Source organism: Streptomyces sp. NPDC031426, assembly GCF_055581585.1.
This window is the reverse complement of record NZ_JBVIJE010000003.1, coordinates 80460-99543: the sequence shown is the minus strand read 5'-3', so window position 1 is coordinate 99543 and position 19084 is coordinate 80460. Positions and strand designations below refer to the sequence as shown.

At 71.0% G+C, this 19084-nt stretch carries 15 protein-coding genes and 2 pseudogenes; 5 read left to right on the top strand and 12 right to left on the bottom strand.

Annotated features, from left to right (window positions below; translation table 11 throughout):
* Positions 1-116 precede the first annotated feature (116 nt).
* On the bottom strand, positions 117-1100 hold the full coding sequence (locus tag ACZ5NH_RS05910; protein ID WP_468773161.1) for a zinc-dependent alcohol dehydrogenase: 984 nt from the start codon (positions 1098-1100) through the stop codon (positions 117-119).
* A gap of 107 nt (positions 1101-1207) precedes the next feature.
* Between ACZ5NH_RS05910 and ACZ5NH_RS05905 the strand changes: the two genes are divergently transcribed.
* Positions 1208-1972 carry a CDP-alcohol phosphatidyltransferase family protein gene (locus ACZ5NH_RS05905; RefSeq protein WP_451557575.1) on the top strand — a complete coding sequence of 255 codons (765 nt, stop codon included), beginning with the start codon at positions 1208-1210 and terminating at the stop codon, positions 1970-1972.
* Between the two features lie 116 nt (positions 1973-2088).
* On the opposite strand, the gene ACZ5NH_RS05900 is transcribed toward ACZ5NH_RS05905, so the two are convergent.
* The 3 genes from ACZ5NH_RS05900 to ACZ5NH_RS05890 form a co-directional block, all read right to left on the bottom strand.
* Positions 2089-2808, bottom strand: coding sequence for a YcnI family copper-binding membrane protein (locus ACZ5NH_RS05900; RefSeq protein WP_468773160.1), 720 nt, complete (start codon positions 2806-2808; stop codon positions 2089-2091).
* Positions 2809-2849: 41 nt separating this feature from the next.
* Positions 2850-3467: a hypothetical protein gene (locus ACZ5NH_RS05895; protein ID WP_468773159.1), complete on the bottom strand. Its 618-nt coding sequence runs from the start codon at positions 3465-3467 to the stop codon at positions 2850-2852.
* A 131-nt stretch (positions 3468-3598) separates the two neighbouring features.
* Entirely contained in the window at positions 3599-3769 is a 171-nt protein-coding gene (locus ACZ5NH_RS05890; RefSeq protein ID WP_468773158.1) for a hypothetical protein, read from the bottom strand.
* A 62-nt stretch (positions 3770-3831) separates the two neighbouring features.
* On the opposite strand from ACZ5NH_RS05890, the pseudogene ACZ5NH_RS05885 reads away from it, so the two are divergent.
* Together ACZ5NH_RS05885 and ACZ5NH_RS05880 are read left to right on the top strand one after the other, a co-directional pair.
* Positions 3832-4151 (top strand): annotated as a pseudogene (locus tag ACZ5NH_RS05885) (3'-5' exonuclease); the annotation flags it as partial.
* A 571-nt stretch (positions 4152-4722) separates the two neighbouring features.
* Positions 4723-5634 (top strand): YceI family protein, encoded by a 912-nt coding sequence (locus tag ACZ5NH_RS05880; protein WP_468773157.1) that lies wholly within the window; start codon positions 4723-4725, stop codon positions 5632-5634.
* A gap of 115 nt (positions 5635-5749) precedes the next feature.
* Here ACZ5NH_RS05880 and ACZ5NH_RS05875 read toward each other — a convergent pair whose 3' ends face one another.
* From ACZ5NH_RS05875 to ACZ5NH_RS05860, 4 genes are read right to left on the bottom strand one after another with little or no spacing between them, the layout of a single operon-like run.
* On the bottom strand, positions 5750-7114 hold the full coding sequence (locus ACZ5NH_RS05875) for a GH1 family beta-glucosidase (RefSeq protein WP_468773156.1): 1365 nt from the start codon (positions 7112-7114) through the stop codon (positions 5750-5752).
* Between the two features lie 38 nt (positions 7115-7152).
* On the bottom strand, positions 7153-7992 hold the full coding sequence (locus ACZ5NH_RS05870; protein ID WP_468773504.1) for a carbohydrate ABC transporter permease: 840 nt from the start codon (positions 7990-7992) through the stop codon (positions 7153-7155).
* Positions 7993-8026: 34 nt separating this feature from the next.
* Positions 8027-9016: a carbohydrate ABC transporter permease gene (locus tag ACZ5NH_RS05865; protein ID WP_468773502.1), complete on the bottom strand. Its 990-nt coding sequence runs from the start codon at positions 9014-9016 to the stop codon at positions 8027-8029.
* 8 nt (positions 9017-9024) lie between these two features.
* Positions 9025-10341 (bottom strand): ABC transporter substrate-binding protein, encoded by a 1317-nt coding sequence (locus ACZ5NH_RS05860; RefSeq protein ID WP_468773155.1) that lies wholly within the window; start codon positions 10339-10341, stop codon positions 9025-9027.
* Positions 10342-10522: 181 nt separating this feature from the next.
* Here ACZ5NH_RS05860 and ACZ5NH_RS05855 point away from each other — a divergent pair.
* Positions 10523-10750: pseudogene (locus ACZ5NH_RS05855) on the top strand (sugar kinase); the annotation flags it as partial.
* Between the two features lie 307 nt (positions 10751-11057).
* Here ACZ5NH_RS05855 and fusA read toward each other — a convergent pair.
* The gene (fusA, locus tag ACZ5NH_RS05850) at positions 11058-13115 is read right to left on the bottom strand and encodes an elongation factor G (protein ID WP_468773154.1); all 2058 of its coding nucleotides are present in this window, start codon (positions 13113-13115) and stop codon (positions 11058-11060) included.
* 318 nt (positions 13116-13433) lie between these two features.
* Positions 13434-14381, bottom strand: coding sequence for a nucleotidyl transferase AbiEii/AbiGii toxin family protein (locus ACZ5NH_RS05845; protein WP_468773153.1), 948 nt, complete (start codon positions 14379-14381; stop codon positions 13434-13436).
* A 158-nt stretch (positions 14382-14539) separates the two neighbouring features.
* Here ACZ5NH_RS05845 and ACZ5NH_RS05840 point away from each other — a divergent pair, with 158 nt between their 5' ends.
* Entirely contained in the window at positions 14540-14719 is a 180-nt protein-coding gene (locus tag ACZ5NH_RS05840; protein ID WP_468773152.1) for a substrate-binding domain-containing protein, read from the top strand.
* Positions 14720-15046: 327 nt separating this feature from the next.
* Here the strand turns inward: ACZ5NH_RS05840 and ACZ5NH_RS05835 are convergent, their stop codons facing one another.
* Positions 15047-15946, bottom strand: a complete 900-nt coding sequence (locus ACZ5NH_RS05835; RefSeq protein ID WP_468773151.1) for a hypothetical protein — start codon at positions 15944-15946, stop codon at positions 15047-15049.
* A gap of 436 nt (positions 15947-16382) precedes the next feature.
* The gene (locus ACZ5NH_RS05830; RefSeq protein ID WP_468773150.1) at positions 16383-18998 is read right to left on the bottom strand and encodes a LamG-like jellyroll fold domain-containing protein; all 2616 of its coding nucleotides are present in this window, start codon (positions 18996-18998) and stop codon (positions 16383-16385) included.
* Positions 18999-19084 lie beyond the last annotated feature (86 nt).

The following is a 19084-nucleotide window of genomic DNA, read 5'->3' as shown; positions in this document are numbered from 1 at the left end:
CGGACGACCCTCCAGGTACGACGCGTCTGGTCCCCCTGTCCTTACCCGCCGGGGGATGCCGTGTAGTACGGCTCTTCGGTTCCCCGTGTTCAGCCCACTCTCACTCTTTTCTCAGGTCAGGCCCGTCCCGCGTACCGGATCCGGTGGCACAGGGCGGGGATCTCGCCCGAGGCGAGCCTCGGCATGACGTCCGGGAGTTGCTCGAAGGCGCTCTCCCCGGTGATGAGCGCGTCCAGCGCCGGGTCGGCCAGCAGGTCGAGGGCGAGCGCCATCCGGTCGGCGTAACCGCGGCCTGCGCGGGCGGCCGGGGAGACGGTGCCGACCTGGCTGCTGCGCACGGTGAGCCGGCGGGAGTGGAACGCCTCGCCGAGCGGCAGGGCGACGCGTCGGTCGCCGTACCAGCTCAGTTCCACCACCGTACCCTCGGGAGCGAGGAGTTGCAGCGCGCGGGTGAGACCGGCCTCGGTGGCGCTGGCGTGCACGACGAGGTCGCAGTCGCCGAGGGCGGAGTCGGGCGTCGCGAAGTCCACGCCGAGCGCCTCGGCGGTCTTGGCGCGTTCGGGGTCGGCGTCGACCAGCTGCAGCCGGACGCCGGGGAAGCGGGCCAGCAGGGCGGCCACCGAGCAGCCGACCATGCCGCCGCCGACCACCGCGATCCGGTCGCCGATCAGCGGCGCCGCGTCCCACAGGGCGTTCACGGCGGTCTCCACCGTCCCGGCGAGCACGGCCCGCTCGGCGGGCACCCGCTCGGGCACGACGGTCACGGCGTTCACCCGAACGACGTAACGGCTCTGATGCGGATACAGGCAGAAGACCGTACGCCCGACCAATTCGTCCGGGCCCTCCTCCACCTCGCCGACGCTGAGGTAGCCGTACTTCACCGGGCCCGGGAAGTCGCCCTCCTGGAACGGCGCCCGCATCGCGGCGTGTTGGCTCTCCGGCACCCCGCCCCGGAACACGAGCGTCTCCGTGCCGCGGCTCACCCCGGAGTACAGGGCGCGCACCAGGACCTCGTCCTCGGCGGGCTCCGCGAGGGTGATGTCGCGCAGCTCGCCGTGGCCCGGTGAGCGAAGCCAGAACGCGCGGGCCGAGCGGTTCATCGGCATCCTCCTGAACAGTAGGGAAGTTGTTCACGTACCGAGAAGTGCACAGGCCGCGCACAGTACGCGGCGTTGATCGACTCTGTCACTCGGCCGGAGGGTGTGCGGTGGCCCTGAACAACACGTATGACGCCAGGCCTCAGCAGGAGACCGCGGTGGGAGCGGGCATACAGCTCCTGCTGCTGGCCCTGCTCGGGACGGCGATAGGCATGGGGCCGGCCGGCTGGCTCACGGGCCTGGCGTTCGCGTTCGCCACCTGGGCGGTCCTGTCCCGGGCCCTGCACCGCTCCTGCCTGCGCACCTTCGGCCCCGCCAACCGCGTGACGCTCGGCCGGGCGACCCTGGTGGGCGGAGTGACCGCCCTGGTCGCGGACTCCTTCGAGAGCACGCCGCCGGTGACGTTGCTGGTCGGCCTGACCGCCGTGGCGCTGCTGCTGGACGGGGTGGACGGCAAGGTGGCCCGCCGCACCGGGACGTCGACCGCGCTGGGCGCGCGCTTCGACATGGAGGTGGACGCGTTCCTGATCCTGGTGCTGAGCGTGTACGTGTCCACGCAACTCGGCCCGTGGGTGCTGCTGATCGGCGGCATGCGCTACGCCTTCGTCGCCGCGGCCCGGATCGCCCCCTGGCTGAACGCCCCGCTGCCGCCGTCCTTCGCCCGCAAGACCGTCGCCGCGATCCAGGGCATCGCCCTGCTCCTGGCCGGCGCCGAACTCCTCCCCCACCTGGCGAACCTGGCGGTCGTACTCGTCGCCCTGGGCTCACTGCTGTGGTCCTTCGGCCGGGACGTGCGATGGCTGTGGCGCACCTCGCGCATCTCCGTGGAGGCGGTGGCCGGGGAGGGAAAGGTGCTGGAGCTGGTGGGGCGTTGAGCGACGGCCTCTGGCATCGGGGCCCCTGGCATCGGGGCCCCTGGCATCGGGGCCCCTGGCATCGGGAAGGGCCCGGACCGTTTGCCGGTCCGGGCCCTTCCTGACGTCCTCGCTGGTTACGACCGCGCGCCCCGGCTCCGTACGAGCGCGAACGCGGCGGCCGCGAGCCCGAGCACACCGACGACCAGCCCGGCGATGCCGAGGCCGCGGGCCGTGGAGTCGCTCGCGTCGACGGTCTTGGTGGCGGAGGCGGAGGCGGTCTTGGCGGACGCCGGTGCACCGCTCGCGTCACCGGCCGTCAGCTTCAGCACCGGCGCCGGGTTCTCCGGCTCGTCGCCGCCGGCCGGCTCCTCGATCCAGCGCGCGACCTTGCCGTCGGAGTAGGTCTGCAGGGTCTTGAAGACCAACTGTCCGGTATCGTCCGGAAGCTGGCCGAAGGCGACGGTGAAGTCCTCGTACTGCCCGGCACCGATCTTCCCACCGCTGAAGGTGATCTCGGAGGCGGCCTCGGTGATGGTGCCGTCGTCGGTCTTGACCGGCGTCTTGAGCTTGCTGGTGGTGACCTTGGCGGTCCAGCCGTCCTGCGGGTGCACGAGCACGCCGAGCACGGGGTGGTCGGTGGGCAGGAAGACCTGCACCTTGGTGGTGGAGGCGCTGTCCTCCTCGTTGGGGACGCGGAAGGTCAGCACGCCGTCGGTGGCTCCCTTGGCGTAGCTCTGGGGATGGACGGTGACGTGCGCGGAGGCGGCACCGGCGGCGAGCAGGACCGTGGTCGCCGCGAGGGCGGCGACGGTTCCGGCGCGGCGGCCGATGAGATGTGATGTGGATGCGGACATGGGTGAGTCGATCTCCGTACGGATGACGTTGGTGTTCAGGGTCAGAACGAGTACGGGATCGGGGTCGGGGGTCCACGTCTGCTGACGGCGTGCCGCAGTACGGTCAGGCGCAGCGGTTGGGAGGCCGCCGGCAAGCACGGGGCATGATCGACAGGGGCCGCCAACGGCGTGTCGCGCCACCAGGCGACGAGGCCGGGAACGAGCGCGGCGGCCCGCCGCAGCAACGACCACAGCGCGGCCTCGCCCCGCCGCAGCCACCAGGAGGCGACCAGCGCGGCGAGGAGGTGGGCGGCGGTGACGTGGACGGTGAGGTGCGGGTGCGCGGTCGCGGGTACGTCACTCATGGCCGCCGCGTGGCCGTGCATCGCGGCCATGGCGTGGCCGGACATGGCCACGCGCCCGGTGACCGGGTGCGCGGCGTCGAACCCGAGGTGCAGCCCGGCCTGGGTGAGGAGCATGGCCAGGCCGATGCCGGGCAGCGACCGCTCCCGGCCGCCCAACAGCCAGCCGAGCGCGAACACGGCCAGGAAACCTGCCGCGTCGGCCCACAGCGGCGGCATGTCGCCCATGGCGAGCCCGTGCCCTGCGGCGGCGAGCAGCACACACACCGCGGCGAACACCGCGGCACGCAGACTCTTCACCGCCGGTGACGCGCTCATGGTGAGGGATCCTGCCACGGTTGGGTGATACGTGGGGCATGGATGTGCTGTTCAGCGGCGGGGCCGGCAGGGGCCGCGCGTCCGTCCTCGGACCCGCCGGGCGGGGTGCTCCTTCCGCCACGCCCCGCCGGTCAAGGTGCCGGATCGGTCTTGGCGGTGTCATTGACGTTGTTCAGGCAGGCCTTCATGAAGAGGTCTCTGTGGACGGTGCCGCCGTTGGGCTCCTGCGAGATCTGGGAGTACTCCTGCGAGCAGGTGTTGTCGCTCGCGGTGTAGGTCGTGTTGCCGTCGTCGGTGTACACGCCACCGGAGATGACACCGGCCGCATAGGCGCCGAGAAGCGTGGAGCGGCCGAAGACGGGCGTGCGCCAGGACCGTGGCCCGCATCAAGGCCGCCGGCATCCCCGCCGCACCGCTGCGACCCGTCGACGCCGCGGGGGAAGCGGAGGTCGTGCGAGTCGGGACCATGCACTCGTTCGAGGGTCTGGAGTTCCGCTGCGTCGCGGTGATCGACACCAACGACGGCGCGCTGCCCTTCCCGAAAGCGGTCACGCCGCCAGAGGCGGACGCCAAGCAGCTCGGGACGGACCTCATGTCCGAACGCTGCCTGCTCTTCATCGCCTGCATCAGGGCTCGCGACAGCCGTACGTCTCCTGGTCCGGCGAACCCCATGGCCGTCGGTGACGGCCTCGGCCCGGTACTCCTGCGAGGGGACGACGGCGCCAAGACCCCGCCTGCCCACCAGCACGTGTTGGCGATGGTCCGGGGTGCGCTGACCCGGTCCGCCCTCTCCACGCACAGCTTGTCGTGCCCGAAGAGCACCTCGCGGCACATCACTCCGGCGTCAAGCGGTTCCCCGGAGCGGGACCTGGGTCCGTTCTCCCGTCCAACCGCCAGCGGCAGGTTGCGGCGGCGGTGGATGTGTGGTGTGTGGTGTGTGTGGCGACATCGCGGGCAGTGCGTGAACGTCGCGACAGTTCCGGTCCCCTTCCCCGCAGCAGCGGTGCAAAGCAGCGAACCCGAAACATCTTGACAGCGCCTGTAGTTGAGGCCATACGCCGTAGTCGACTGCTTCAGTGAGCCTTGCTGCGGCTCCGGCACAAGTGAAGCACTACTCCCCACCGCCTGCCCTATGATCGTTGAATCATAAATCTCATCGCGACTGCAACCAGAACCTGGACCATCTCGGTGACCACGAACGCCGACAGATGAGCGGGCCTCGCAGTGGTGACAGGCGTGAAGAAAGGCGCACAGCATGGTCCTCGGACTGCTCCGACGTCGGCGTTCCCGCGGTGCTTCCGGTGCCGCGGGTCTGTCTGTATCACTGCCAGCCGGTGCGGGCGCTTACGGCTGCGAGGTCGTGGATCCCCTGGGGCAGCCCATGGGCGGTGCCGAGGTCACGGTGACCGCGCTGGACAGCCACCGCGTCGTGACTCGCGGCACCACTGACCCGTACGGCCTGTTCATGGTGACGCTGCCGCCGGGCTCCTACAGCGTGATGGCCATGTCGGAGGGGCTCACGCCCGCCCGCGAGAACGTCGACATCGCCGCCGGGCTCGTCCACTCCCTGTCCCGTATCGCGCTGCTGCCCGCCCGTCAGCTGGAACTTCCGCCGCCCGGCACCTGGTTGTTCGACCCACCGCACACCGCGATACGGTTCATCGCCAAGCACGTGGGCATGGCCCACGTCCACGGCCGCTTCACCCGTTTCGACGGAGGCATCCGCATCGCGCCGGACATGGCCGACTCCCAGGTGTCGGTGCGCATCGACGCCTCCAGCGTCACCACGGGCAACAAGACCCGCGACAACCACCTCCGTTCCGCGGACTTCCTCGACGTCGAGCGTTATCCGTACATCGACTTCGCCAGCACCCGGTTCGTCTACCGCGGTGGCTCCAGGTGGATGCTGAACGGCACGCTCACCATGCACGGCATGAGCCGATCCGTGGGCCTAGACACGACGTACCTCGGTACGGTGAACGGCGGTTACGAGCAGGAACTCCGCTGCGCGGCACTGGCGAAGACGGAGTTGCACCGCGAGGATTTCACTCTCAACTGGCGTTCGATGCTGGCACGCGGCATCGCGGTCGTCGGCCCGACCATCCAGCTCGAGTTGGACGTCCAGGCGATGTACCGCACCCCCGAGACCCCCACGCCCCCGGAGTAGCCGAGAGGCCCGGACCTCCGCACGGTGCGCGCGACGCATCGTAGGGATGTCAGGGATGGTACGGCGCCGGTGGGCACGGGCTCCCCTCCCGTGCCCACCGGCCGCCGGGCCCGGCTCAGGCGGCCCGGCGTGCCTGGTCGCGGTGGACGCGGACGATGTCCGCGTAGCGGTGTCCGCTGCTCTTGATCGTGCGCGCCTGGGTGCGGTAGTCGACGTGGACCAGGCCGAAGCGCTTGTCGTAGCCGTACGCCCACTCGAAGTTGTCCAGCAGGGACCAGGCGAAGTAGCCGGCGAGCGGGGCGCCCTTGGTCGCGGCCGAGGCGCAGGCGGCGAGATGGCGCTCCAGGTAGTCCCTGCGCTCGGGGTCGTCGACGCTGCCGTCGGGGCGGACCACGTCCGGGAAGGCGGAGCCGTTCTCGGTGACGTAGAGCTTCCGGGCGCCGTACTCCTCGGCGAGCCGCAGCAGCAGCGTCTCGATGCCGCTCGCGTCGATCTCCCAGTCCATGCCGGTGCGCGGAACGCCCTCGCGGCGCACCGCGCGGACGTACGGCGCCGGGGCGTCCGGGGCGTCGGAGATGTACGCGGGGAAGTAGTAGTTCAGGCCCAGCCAGTCCAGCGGGGTCGCGATCGTCGCCAAGTCGCCTGCTCGTAGCGGGAGTTCGACGCCATAGGTCTCGACCATGTCGGACGGGAAGCCGCGGCCGTGCACCGGGTCGAGCCACCAGCGGTTGACATGGCCGTCGTGGCGGCGGGCGGCCGCGATGTCCTCGGGGCGGTCGGTGGCCGCGTGCACGGTGGAGAGGTTGTTGACGATGCCGACCTGGGCGCCGGGCGCCGCGGCGCGGATCGCCTGGGTGGCGAGGCCGTGGCCCAGCAGCAGGTGGACGGATGCGCGTACGGCGGCGGTCAGGTCCGTCCAGCCCGGGGCCATCTTGCCCTCCAGGTGGCCGATCCAGGCCGAGCAGCTCGGCTCGTTGAGAGTGGCCCAGAGTTTGACCCGGTCGCCCAGGCGGGCCGCGACCGCCGAGGCGTACTCGGCGAGCGCGAAGGCGGTGTCCCGCTCGGGCCAGCCGCCGCGGTCCTGGAGCACCTGTGGCAGGTCCCAATGGTAGAGGGTGATGGACGGGGTGATGCCGGCCTCCAGCAGTGCGTCGACCAACTCGTCGTAGAAGGCGAGGCCCTTGGAGTTGACCGCCCCCGTCCCGCCGGGGAGGACGCGGGGCCAGGCCACCGACAACCGGTAGGCGTTGACGCCGAGTTGCCGCATCAGGCCGATGTCCTCGCGCCAGCGGTGGTAGTGGTCGCAGGCGGCGTCGCCGGTGTCGCCGTTCGCGGTCTTCCCCGGGGTGTGCGAGAAGGTGTCCCAGATCGAGGGCGTACGGCCGTCCTCGGCGACGGCCCCCTCGATCTGGTACGCCGCGGTTGCCGTGCCCCACAGGAAGTCGTGCGGGAGTGCGGCGAGGTCGATGCGTTCGGACACGGAAGTCCCTTCGGGATCAGGGGTGTTGGTCGCTCGGGTCACTTGACGGCGCCCGCCGTCAGACCGGCGACGAGATAGCGCTGCAGCAGCAGGAAGCCGGCCACCACGGGCACGCTGACGACCAGCGAGGCGGCCATGATCTGGTTCCAGTAGACGTCGTTGAGGGTGGAGTAGCCCTGGAGGCCGACGGCGAGGGTGCGAGTGGTGTCGTTGGTCATGACGGACGCGAAGAGCACCTCGCCCCACGCCGTCATGAAGGCGTAGACGGCGACCGCGACGATGCCGGGGATCGCGGCCGGTACGACGATCCTGAGCAGCGCGCCGAGCGGGCCGCAGCCGTCCACCAGCGCCGCCTCGTCCAGGTCGCGCGGCACCGAGTCGAAGTACCCGATGAGCATCCAGATGGAGAACGGGAGGGAGAAGGTCAGATACGTGAGGATCAGGCCGCCTCGGGAGCCGAACAGGGCGATGCCGGTGGCGTTGCCGATGTTGACGTAGATCAGGAACAGGGGGAGGAGGAAGAGGATGCCGGGGAACATCTGCGTCGACAGGACCGTCACGGTGAAGACGCGCTTGCCCCGGAAGTCGTAGCGGCTGACCGCGTACGCCGCGAACACCGCGATGACGACCGAGCAGATCGTCGCCGCGCCCGCCACGATCAGCGAGTTCATGAAGTACTTCGCGAGCGGGACCGTCGACCAGATGTCGATGTACGGGCGGATGGTCAGGCCGCTCGGCAGCCAGCGGAACTTGCCGGTGACGTCCGCGAGCGGCTTCAGGGAGCTGGAGACCATCACGTACACCGGGATCAGCACGAAACCGGTGAGCAGGGTCAGGAAGATCCGCCGGGACCAGATGAAGGAACGCGGCGGCGCCATCGGCGAGTTGCGCGTCGGTGAGGCGAGGGGCGGACTAGACATCGGCGGCCCTCCGTCCGCGCGAGGTGAAGATCAGGTACACGCCCGTCACGACGAGCAGGAAGAGCAGCAGCAGGACCGACATGGCGGAGCCCGTGCCGAAGTTCCAGGTGACGAAGGACGCCTGGTAGATGTGGACCGAGATGAGGTCGGCGGCCTCGGGGGCGGACTTGCCGAACAGCACGTACGGCGTGTTGAAGTCGTTGAACGTCCACAGGAAGAGCACCAGGACCAGCACCTGGTTGACCGGGCGCAGGGACGGCAGGGTGATGCGGCGGACCTGCTGCCACATGCCGGCCCCGTCCAGCGCGGCGGCCTCGTACAGCTCCCGGGGGATGTTCTGCAGACCGGCCATCACGATGAGGAAGGCGAACGGCCAGCCCTTCCATACCGACACGGTCAGCAGCGCGTAGAAGCTGTTGTCGCCGATGAGCCAGAAGGAGGGCTTGCCGGTGAGGTGCAGCTGGTCGTGCAGGACGTGGTTCACCAGGCCGTTGTCGTGCTGGAACATGAACACCCAGGTGATGACGGCCGCGTAGACCGGCAGGGCGTACGGCACCAGGAACAGGGCCCGGAGCAGTCCGCGGCCGCGGAAGGTGTCCTGCATGTAGATCGCGGCGGCGGTGCCGATCAGCCAGCACAGGCCGACCGACAGCAGGGTGAAGCCGACGGTGACGAAGAAGGAGTGCAGCAGCGCGTCCCCGACGGGCGCGCTGAAGTCCACCGACACCTTGTAGTTGCCGAGGCCGGACCAGGGCGCGGTGCTCCAGTCGCGGATGTAGAACTGGGTGAGCTCCTTGAAGCTCATCACGATGCCGATGACCATCGGCACCAGGTGGACGAGGAGTTCGAGCAGCAGGGCGGGCAGGAGCAGGAGGTACGGCAGACAGACGCGGCGGAGCCGCCCGGTGCGGCGGCGGGGTTCGCGCTTCGCCGCACCGGACGGTGCCTGCGCCACCGGCTCCTTGTACGCGGTGGTCGTCATCTTGGTGCTCACGCCGCCGGCATCTGCTGCTGGGCCTTCTGCAGCGCGGCCTTGACCGAGTCGGTGGTCACCGCGCGACCGGCGGCGGCATCGGCGAACAGGTCCTTGACGGCCGTACCGACCGCCGTCTCGAACTGCGACTCGGACGCGACCTGCGGCAGGGCGGCCGCGCTGGTGGCGAGGGTGTTCTTCAGCACGGCGGTGGCGGGGGCGCCGAACGCGGCGTCCGCCTGCGCGGACTTGACCGGCGGGATGGAGCTGTACGCCGTGTTGAGGATCTTCTGCTCGTCGTCGGAGGTCATGAACTTCACGAACTTGGTGGCACCGTCCAGGTTGTGGGTGTTCTTGAAGACGGCGAGGTTGATGCCGGCGACCATCGAGTTCACCTGGGTGCCGGTGCCGGGGGTGCCGGAGATCACGGGGACGGGCGCGATGCCATAGGCGTCCTCGCTCATGCCCTGGGACTTGAGGTTGGCGGAGGCGGACTGCCACAGCAGCATCGCCTGCTTGCCCTTGGCGAAGTCGCTGACGGACTGGTTCTGCGCGTACTCGGCGTCGCCGGTCGGTATGACCTTGTCCTTCGCCATGAGGTCGACGTAACTCTTGACCGCCTCGACCACCTTGGGGTTGGTGAAGTCGGGCTTGCCGTCGGCGGTGAAGAAGTCGGCGCCGTGCTGCTTGGCGAAGACGAAGACGTGGTGGATGTTCTCCGACGGGTTCGCGCCCTCGGCGCCGAGCGCGGACTTGCCCTTGGCCTGGATCTTCTTGCCGTCGGCTACCAACTCGGCCCAGGTGGCGGGTGGTTGACTGATCCCGGCGTCGGCGAAGATCTTCTTGTTGTAGTAGAGGGCGTACGCCATCGAGTAGAGCGGGACCGCGGCCGGGTCCTTGCCCGCCGCGCCGGTCGAGCCGAGCGCGGAGTCGACGAACCGGTCCTTGCCGCCGATCTTCGCGAAATTCTTCGCGTCCCAGGGCAGCAGCGCGCCGGTCGACTGCAGCGAGGCGCTCCAGGTGTTGCCGATGTTCAGCACGTCCGGGCCCTGACCCGAGGTGGTCGCGGTGAGGATCCGGTTGAGCAGGTCGGACCAGGGCACGACCTCCAGCTTCACCTTGATTCCGGTCTGCTTCTGGAACTTGTCGAGTTCGGGCTGGAGGACCTGCTTGTCGACGGCGATGCTGGCGCCCTGGTTGGAGGCCCAGTACGTCAGCGTCTTCGGCGAGTCGTTGGACCCGCCGCCGCTTGACGAGCCGCCTCCGCAGGCCGTGGCCGCGAGGACGAGAGACAGGGTGACGGCGCCTGTGGCCGCGGCTCGGATGCTGCGCATGGCTCCTGGTGTCCCTTTCCGGGAGTCGAGGACCCGAGGCTGCTCACGGGGGTTGACACCCGTTCACCCCCGAAGCCCTCTCATGGCTTAATTTAGGACGTGAGTTAAACCTCAGGAGAAACGCTCGTCAAGAGATCCGGCAGCGGCAAACCGCCGGACAGTCCGGAAACAGGGGGGCCAGGTGGCAGCGGTGGGCGGCCGTACGGTGCGTGACCTGCGACGGGAGAGCCGGGGCGCCGCTCTGCAACGGTTGTATGTCGACGGGCCGATGAGCCGGCATGCGCTGGGCCCGGCGACCGGCCAGAGTTCAGGCTCCGTCAGCAACGTCGTGACCGGACTGCTCGCCGACGGCCTGGTGGAGGAGGCCGGCGTGCTCGACACGGACGCGGGCCGGCCGAGCCGGCTGCTGTGGCTGCCCGGGCCCTGCGGCACTCCGCGGGCCGGGGCCGCATCGAACTGGGCCGGCTGGGCCCCGACGCGGTCACCATCGGCGCTGCGGTCCTCCCCCTCGCGGCGTTCTTCAGCTCCGGCGGCCACCGCCCCCGCCAGGCGCAGCAGCGGCCGACGGGGCCCGCTTGGCGGGCGGCGGTGGAGGGGAGGCAGGTGCGAGAGTCGGGGGTGGAGTGGCGTGGGCTTGCCACCCGCTTGCGCGGGACGTGTTTCCCGAGGGGCCCGCACCACCCACCGCATCGGCTGGTGGTGCGGGCCCCGCCCCGCTACCGGACCGGCACCGGTCGGGATGCCGGGGCGTAGCCCGTGGGACGGGTCGTGAAGGTGCCGCGGCCCTGGGTGCGGCTGCGCAACCTGGTGGCGTAGCCGAACAGTTCGGCCAGTGGCACGGTCGCGGTCAGTACGGCCGCGCCGCCCCGGGTCTCGGAGCCGCCGATCCGGCCGCGCCGGGACACCAGGTCGCCGAGGACCGAGCCGACGGCGTCCTCCGGCACGGTCACCGTGACCTCGGCCACCGGTTCCAGCAGATCCGTCGCGCAGGCGCGCAGAGCCTCGCGGAGGCCGAGCCGGCCGGCGGTGCGGAAGGCCGTGTCGGAGGAGTCCTTCACATGGGTGGAGCCGTCGGTGAGCGTGACCCGGAGCCCGGTCACCGGGTGCCCCGCCAGCGGACCCTCGGCGAGCGCGTCCCGGCAACCGGCCTCCACCGCGCGCACATACTCCTGCGGCACCGTTCCGCCGACCACCGCGGAGCGGAACTCGAAGCCGATGGCGCCGACTTCGGGGCCGAGCGGTTCCACATCGAGCACGACATGGGCGAACTGCCCGGCGCCGCCGTCCTGTTTGACGTGGCGGAACACAAACCCGGTCACGCCCTCGACGACCGTCTCGCGGTAGGCGACCCGGGGCCGGCCCACACTCACCTCCGGTCCCCCGTCCCGGCGGATCTTCTCCACCGCGACCTCCAGGTGGAGTTCGCCCATGCCGGACAGCACGGTCTGCCCGGTCTCGGCGTCGGTGCGCACCACCAGCGAGGGGTCCTCCTCGGCCAGCCGTGCCAGCGCCGTCGCCAGCCGGCCGGTGTCCGTGGCGCGGCGGGCCTCGACCGCGACGGACACCACCGGCTCGGCGGCCACCGGCGGTTCCAGGAGCAGCGGGGCGCCGGGCTCGCACAGCGTGGAGCCGACCCGAGCCGATTTCACACCGGCGAGCGCGACGATGTCACCCGCGACCGCCCGGTCCAGCTGGACGTGCCGGTCCGCCATGACCCGCAGGATGCGCGCCACACGCTCGGTGCGCCCGGTGCCCGGGACCCACACGGTGTCTCCCTTCTCGAGCGTGCCCGAGTACACGCGCACATGGGCCAGCCGCCCGGTGGCGCTCGCGCTCACCTTGAACACGAGCCCCGCGAACGGCACTTCGGGGTCGGCGGCCCGCTCCTGACCGGCGCCCTCGTGGACACCACGCACGGCGGGGACGTCCAGCGGCGAGGGCAGATACGCCACCACCGCGTCCAGCAGCGGCTCGATACCGCGGTTGCGGTAGGCGGAGCCGCACAGGACGACCACGCCGTCCCCGGTGCGGGTGAGGTCGCGCAGCGCTCCCGCGAGCGTGTCGGCGCCGAGCGTCTCCCGGTCGCAGAACTCCTCCAGCGCGGCCGGGTGCAGCTCCGCGACCGTCTCCTCCAACGCCCGGCGCCGCCGTGCCGCCTCCTCCGCCAGCGCCTCGGGCACGGGCCCCGCCACGGCCGTACCCGCGCCGTCGGCCCAGACCAGCGAGCGCATCCGTACGAGGTCCACCACACCCGTGAACCCGTCCTCCGCGCCGATGGGGAGCTGGACGGCGAGCGGTACGGGATGCAACCGCTGCCGGATGGACTCGACGGCCCGGTCGAGATCGGCGCCCGCACGGTCCATCTTGTTGACAAGAGCGATTCTCGGCACGCCGTGCCGGTCCGCCTGCCGCCAGACCGACTCGCTCTGCGGCTCGACCCCGGCGACGGCGTCGAACACGGCGACCGCCCCGTCCAGGACGCGCAGTGAGCGCTCGACCTCGTCGGCGAAGTCGACGTGGCCGGGAGTGTCGATGAGGTTGATGCGGTGCCCGTCCCAGGCGCAGGTGACGGCGGCGGCGAAGATGGTGATGCCGCGGTCGCGTTCCTGTGGGTCGAAGTCGGTGACGGTGGTGCCGTCGTGCACCTCGCCCCGCTTGTGGGTGGTGCCCGTCGCGTACAGGATCCGCTCGGTGACGGTGGTCTTGCCCGCGTCGACGTGGGCGAGGATGCCGAGGTTGCGGACGGCGGCGAGGGTGGTGAGGTTCGTGCGCACGGCCCAGGGCCTTTCTGCGGATCAGCCTGACGTCCAGGTCTGAATCGAGGAAAAGGGCAGCGCGATTACCCGTGCGTCCCAGCTCAGAAAGACGTCACGGGCGTCCGGTGCTGGCCGCGCAGCGGGCACCGGACGGTGCGGGACACGAGGATCACCTCGTACCGGGAGCGAGGAGCGGTGACAGCGGTGCGTGCGCGCACGGCCGGGCTCCCCTCTGTGTCGGACGACAGGCGCCGCCGTACGGTGATGGCGGCGCTCGGTACGGGATGACGGTACGAGAGGGAGGCGGCCGGGGGCATGTGATTTTCCGGTACGGCCTCACGAGGGAGCCAGCGCCCCGGCGAGTCGGCGCAGCCAGTCCTGCGCGCTGCCCCGGACGGCCGGGTAACGGTCCCGGAACGCGGCCCAGTCCACGTCCCAGCGGAGCACCGCGGCCGGGTCGAGGGTGGTGTGCGGGTCCGCGGGGCCGGACGCCCGGTCGAAGACCTTCCGCAACAGGCGCGCTGGGAGCCGGGTGCCTTCCGTCTCGGCGAGGAGGACCGCGTCGTACAGGTCCTTGCCCTGTGCGCGCCCTCCGTCCCGGCTGTCGTTGTGCAGCCAGAGCAGCTTCCAGGCCAGGGACAGCTCCCGGCTCGCCGTGCGCACCGGGACGGGGCCACCGCCGTCGCCGCGTGGTATCAGGGTCCAGACAGGGGGTTCGGGCAGTGTCTCGTCGCGGGCGAAGTCCAGCCGTACCTCCCCGGAGGGCAGGCCGTCGGCGTGCCAGGGGATGAGCAGGCGCACGCCCGGTGTGTCGTAGGCGGCGTAGGTCCACGTGCCGTCGACGCGCGCCTTGTCCGCGTCGAGGAGGAGGCCGGGGGCGGCCTCCGGGTGCCGTGCCACGCGTTCCAGCAGGTCGGCGTAGGGGGGTTCGGTCTCCACGGCGTCCTCCTCGGGGAGCCAGTACAGCCCCTCGGGCGGGAGCAGCGGCCGCTGCCCGCCGGTGTCGAACTCCTCGTACGTCCACATCTCGTACCGCGCCGCGCCGGCGGCGGCCTCGGGCCACTGCTGCACGACGTCGAGCCGGTCGACGTACGGATACGGGTCCAGCGCGTCGACCCCGACGGCGTCCTCCAGCACCACCCAGTCCAGATCGGCCGGTTGGCGCGCCGCGTCCCCCACCCAGGCCGGCATCACCATGCTGCCGCGCAGGACCAGGCTCGCGCTCCAGGGAGCGTCCGCGATGAGGCCCAGCACATGATCGAGCGCCGCGCGTACTGCGTTCACGGGGCAGACCGTAGCGCCCCCCACTGACACAGCCGCGCGGCAGACCAGGAACCCAGGGCGGGCGCCCTGGGTTCCTGGTGGTGTCCGGGGCGGACCGGCTCAGCCGAAGAACGCCCCCACCAGCGCGCACAGCGGGACGTGCGCTGTCGTTCGGCGAGGTGCCCTGGGGGCCGCTGGTGCGGCCCGTCCTCGCCACGGTTCAGGTGCCCGCGTACGACCTGGGGCGGACGGCGGCCGGCCTGCTGCTGGACCGGATCGCCGGGACGGAGCGGCCGCTGCGCACGGTGGTGCTGCGCAGTTCCCTCCGGGTCGGGCAGACCACGGCGGGACCGGTGTGAGCCGCCCGGACACGCGGTGCTCCTGCCCATCCGCTTGTGCCGGGAGTGCCAGTGCGGGGCGCATCGGGACGCTCATCGCCAACGACGGGCTCGCGCACGCCGGAAAGCGCTTCCGGCAGGAGGCCCGCGTTTCGCGAGGATCACCTCAGTAGCCGAGTCCGGCTCGCCGGTACCGCTGTTCTCGTGCACGGTGGAAGACGGAACGCCGATCCTCTCCCCCGAGGCCGAGGACAGGCAGCGCCCGGGCGGCCGGCACCTTCGCCACACCAGCCGGCCGCCCGCTCTTCTCGCCGCCCGGTTCACAACCTCCTGTGGCCGTGGCAGTGGTCAGAACCGGCTGGAGCTCAACCGATCGATGGCCTCGAGGACACCCTTGCGGTGTGCGTGCGTGCGCTCGTATCCCTCGAGAACGCGCAGCTCGGTCTCGGACAGCCCGAGGAGGCGCCGCTCGATCTCCTCGACGCTGAGCTGGCTGAAGCCGACGATGGGCAGGCTCTCCTCGCTGCTGGCCGCTCCCTGGATCTGCTCGGCCGCGGAGATCGTTTCCGGTTTCTCTTCCGCCGGCTCCTCGTCGCCGCCGGGATGCTGTCCGGCTCGTGCGGCGTGGCGCATCCGGTCGGCGACGGCCCGCAGCGTGCGGGTGACCGCATGGGCGAGGCCGCCGTCGGCCGTCGGTTCCACGCGGAAGCCGTCGCTCCCGGCGGCCATGGATCGGGCCTGCCGGGCAAGGCTGTCCTCGAGCAGGGCCAGCAGCTCCTGGTCCTGGTCGCGGAGTTCCCGGAGCAGGTCGAGGGTGGCGCGGTCCTGGGCCTGGTCGGCGAGAACCTCACCGGCCCGGGTGGCGGCGAGGGCGCGGGCAGCGGCCGCGTACTCGTCCTCGGTGTTCCTCAGCAGCTGCCGCTCGTCGGCCGGCCCGCGGCCGCGCATCACCCCGGTCACGGTCTTCTGCCCGATGGTCAGCGGGAGTGTGGCCGTTTTCCAGGTGGTGCGGGCGGCGAACCGCGCCATGTCGGTCGCGTCCTCGAGCAGGCCGCGGGGCCGCAGTCCGCGGACATGGCGTTCGATGCGGTGCACCCGCTGCTGCATGTCGTCGGCCTGGCGCTCGAGCAGCTGCCGGTGCGAGCCGGGCGGCGCGACGGCCGCGTCCGCTCGCAGTCGGTTGCGTGCCTCGGCATGGGCGTGGTGGGCATCCTCGAGCGCCGGTATCAAGGTCTGCGTCGTCGCCATCTGTGGGCTGCTCCCTGCATATGGGGGTCGGGCGGCGTTCAGCGGCCGCCCGGCCGCCGTCCTCCCGCGGCTGAGCAGCCGGGACCATCCTGCGAGGCCCGCGCCAAGATCACCCGCCGAAAGCAGCCCCCCAAGAGCGGTGGCGGTGCTGCGACCCGGTCCGCCGCACGCCGTCGTCGGCAGGGAGAGGGCCTGCCCGGCGGTTCGGCCATCCGGGTGAGGACATGGGTCGGCAGCACGGCAGGACAAGCCCGGCGGCGCGGCTGACGGCACGACGAGGGCCCCGACCAGGAGGTCGAGGCCCTCGCTTCCGTGGCGCCGTATCGGCTGTCCGAGGGACAAGTCGGCCGCTGACGGCAGGGTCGGGGTGGCTCGGGGCGAGCGCTGCTTCCGGAACCGGCGTGCGCCGGGAAGCAGCGCGTCGGACCGTGAGCGATCAGGTCAGGACCAGTTCCAGCACGGTGACCGAGAGCGGCGGCACGGTGCTGGTGAAGGATGCTGCCGCGCCGGAGACGGTGCTCGTCCTGGGCACCAGTGTGTCCGGTGCCGTCAGCGTGTTGGTGGTGGTGCGCGAGGGGCCGGTCAGGACGGTCGCGGTGGCCTGCCTCCTGACGCCCTTGGCCAGCCCCTTCAGTTCGACCGGCAGGTTCAGCTTCTCCGTGCCGCAGTTGACGACCGCGAGGTAGAGGCGGTTTCCGGAGCGGGTGGCCACGGTGGCGAGGCCGGGCAGCGCACGTGCGGTGGCCGGCAGCACGGTGTCGCCGAGCCTGCTCGTCAGCATGTGCTGTGCCCAGTAGCTGGGCGACACATAGCTGGTCAGGTTGTCGTATGCGATCAGGTTGGTGGCCCAGACGTTGTTCTTGACGTGCGAGAACAGCGGCGCGTAGCACTCCATGAGGACCTGGTCCGAGTTGCGGATCAGACCGGCCAGCCAGGCGGCGTCGCCGAGCGCCGCGTTGAGGTCGGGGGTGGGGCGGCCCTCCTGCGCGGCCCACTCTCCGACGAACACCTTCGTCGAATTCCGGTCCCGGTTGTCGTACTTGTGGGTGGAGGCCTGGGCGGCGGACGGCGCGAGGTAGTAGTGCTCGTCGATCAGGTCGGGGGTGCGGCTCGTCACGGACGTCGTGGCGATCAGCTTCAGCTGCGGGTACTTCGCCTTGATCGCGTCGTAGAAGGCCGCGAACCGCTCGTCGTACGACCCCGAGGAGTCGAACCAGTCCTCGTTGCCGATCTCCACGAACTCCAGCGGGAACGGCTCCGGATGCCCGTCGGCGGCCCGTCGTGCGCCCCAGGTGCTGGTGACGGGACCGGTGACGTACTCGATCTCGTCGAGTGCGTCCTGGACGAACGGCTTGAGGGCGTCGCCGGTGACGTGTTCGCCCTTGAGCGAGTAGCCGGCGTAGACGGCGAGGACCGGCTGGGCGTGCATGTCCTCGACCCATTGCAGGTATTCGAGGAGTCCGAGGCCGTCCGTGGACCAGTAGCCCCAGGCGTCGTCCTGGTGGCCGGGGCGCTCCCACACCGGGCCGATGGTGTTCTTCCAGTTGAACCGTGTCGCGATGGTGTTGCCCTCGAGGAAGTTGCCGCCGGGGAAGCGCAGGAACTTCGGCTTCAGGGCGACCAGTTTCTCCATCAGGTCGACGCGCAGGCCGTTGGGCCGGTTGTTGTAGGTGGGCGGGAAGAGGGACACGTGCTGGAGCCACAGGGTCTCGCCCGCGGCGGCGGGGTCGGCCGTGGTGACGGTCAGCCTGGCGTCACCGGTCACGGGGGTGCGCGAACCGGTGCGCAGGGTCAGCTCGAACGGGCGGTCAGGGAAGGCGGTGCCGATGTGGGGCAGGCGGGCGGACGCGTACACCGTCGCTCCGTCCGCCGACTCGATGGCCACCGTGAGCGGGCCGATGCGTCGCGACGCCTTGGCGAACAGCCGGGCGGTGTAGGTGGTTCGGGGCCGCACGGGTATGCCCCAGAAGCCGTCGTTGGCGACGCCGGCCCGGTTTCCGGTCCCGGTGCCGCTCGGCAGTACGACCTTGAGGGAACGGTTGAGCGCCGCGTTGAGCGGGGTGGCGGTGTCGAGTGCGAGGGTCGTTCCACCGACGGCGGACCAGTGGACGGGCGTGGTGTCACTGGCCATCATCGAGCGGTTCTGCACCAGTTCGGCGTAGATGCCGCCCTCGCCGGAGTGGTTGATGTCCTCGAACATCAAACCGGGGAGGATGGGCGACACGGCGTGCGCCGGGTTGCCGACGTCCACGCTCAGCAGCGGCGTCGTGGTCTCGACCGGGACCCCGGCCAGCGCCGCCACCTGGTCGGAGGTGAGGGCGGTCGGGAACATCCACACGTCGTCGATCAAGCCGTGCCACTGATCGACGTGGCCACCGCCGTAGAGGGCACGGCCGACGGCGGTGTCGCCGCTGCCGGCCCAGCCCGCGGTGTAGGCGGTCTCCCCCTCCAGTACGCCGTTGACGTAGAGGCGGATGACGCCGGCGGTCGGATCGCTGACGCCGACCAGGTGGGTCCAGGTGTCGGTGGTGGGCGCGGAGGCGGCGGCCGCCACCGCGGCACTCTGGGTGGCGTCCGAGGCCAGCCGGGCGAAGGCGAAGGTGCCGGTGTCGTCGCGCAGCCCGAGGTAGAAGGAGCTGACGACCTTGCCGTCGATGCTGACGGCGGTCTGGTAGCCGCCGAGTTGAGCGAGGTTGACCCAGGCGCCCACCGAGAACGCCTTGGAGGTGTCGAGGGCCGGCCCGGACGCCATGGCGTTGCCGCCCGCCTTGAGGTTCAGGCTGTGGGTTCCGACCTTGCCGGTGTCCCAGCCGGCCGCCCCCTGGAGCGTCGCGGTACGACCGTTTCCGGAGGAGTCGGCGGCCGAGGTGCCGGAGCCCTCGTCGAAGGTCCAGTGGGCGGCTGCGGCGGGGAGGTCCGCGCCGGTGGCGCTTGCGGTGGTGCCGACGAGCTGGGCGGCCCGGGCGGGAGCGGCGGCGAAGGTCCCGGCGAGGGAGGCGGCGCCCAGGACGGTGAGGACGGTTCTGCGGGGCACTCCGGCTTCTGAAGGCATGCGGCTCATTCCTTTGTTCGACATATCGATCGATGATCGGTACTTCGAGCAGCAGGGATCTTAAGGTGTCACCGTGGCCCGTCAAC

What these genes read in the sequence shown, in the direction of transcription:
- ACZ5NH_RS05910 (WP_468773161.1), bottom strand. Translation starts at nt 1,100, where the DNA reads ATGAACCGCTCGGCCCGCGCGTTCTGGCTTCGCTCACCGGGCCACGGC.
- ACZ5NH_RS05900 (WP_468773160.1), bottom strand. Translation starts at nt 2,808, where the DNA reads ATGTCCGCATCCACATCACATCTCATCGGCCGCCGCGCCGGAACCGTC.
- ACZ5NH_RS05895 (WP_468773159.1), bottom strand. Translation starts at nt 3,467, where the DNA reads ATGAGCGCGTCACCGGCGGTGAAGAGTCTGCGTGCCGCGGTGTTCGCC.
- ACZ5NH_RS05880 (WP_468773157.1), top strand. Translation starts at nt 4,723, where the DNA reads ATGGTCCTCGGACTGCTCCGACGTCGGCGTTCCCGCGGTGCTTCCGGT.
- ACZ5NH_RS05870 (WP_468773504.1), bottom strand. Translation starts at nt 7,992, where the DNA reads ATGGCGCCGCCGCGTTCCTTCATCTGGTCCCGGCGGATCTTCCTGACC.
- ACZ5NH_RS05865 (WP_468773502.1), bottom strand. Translation starts at nt 9,016, where the DNA reads ATGACGACCACCGCGTACAAGGAGCCGGTGGCGCAGGCACCGTCCGGT.
- ACZ5NH_RS05860 (WP_468773155.1), bottom strand. Translation starts at nt 10,341, where the DNA reads ATGCGCAGCATCCGAGCCGCGGCCACAGGCGCCGTCACCCTGTCTCTC.
- ACZ5NH_RS05835 (WP_468773151.1), bottom strand. Translation starts at nt 15,946, where the DNA reads ATGGCGACGACGCAGACCTTGATACCGGCGCTCGAGGATGCCCACCAC.
- ACZ5NH_RS05830 (WP_468773150.1), bottom strand. Translation starts at nt 18,998, where the DNA reads ATGCCTTCAGAAGCCGGAGTGCCCCGCAGAACCGTCCTCACCGTCCTG.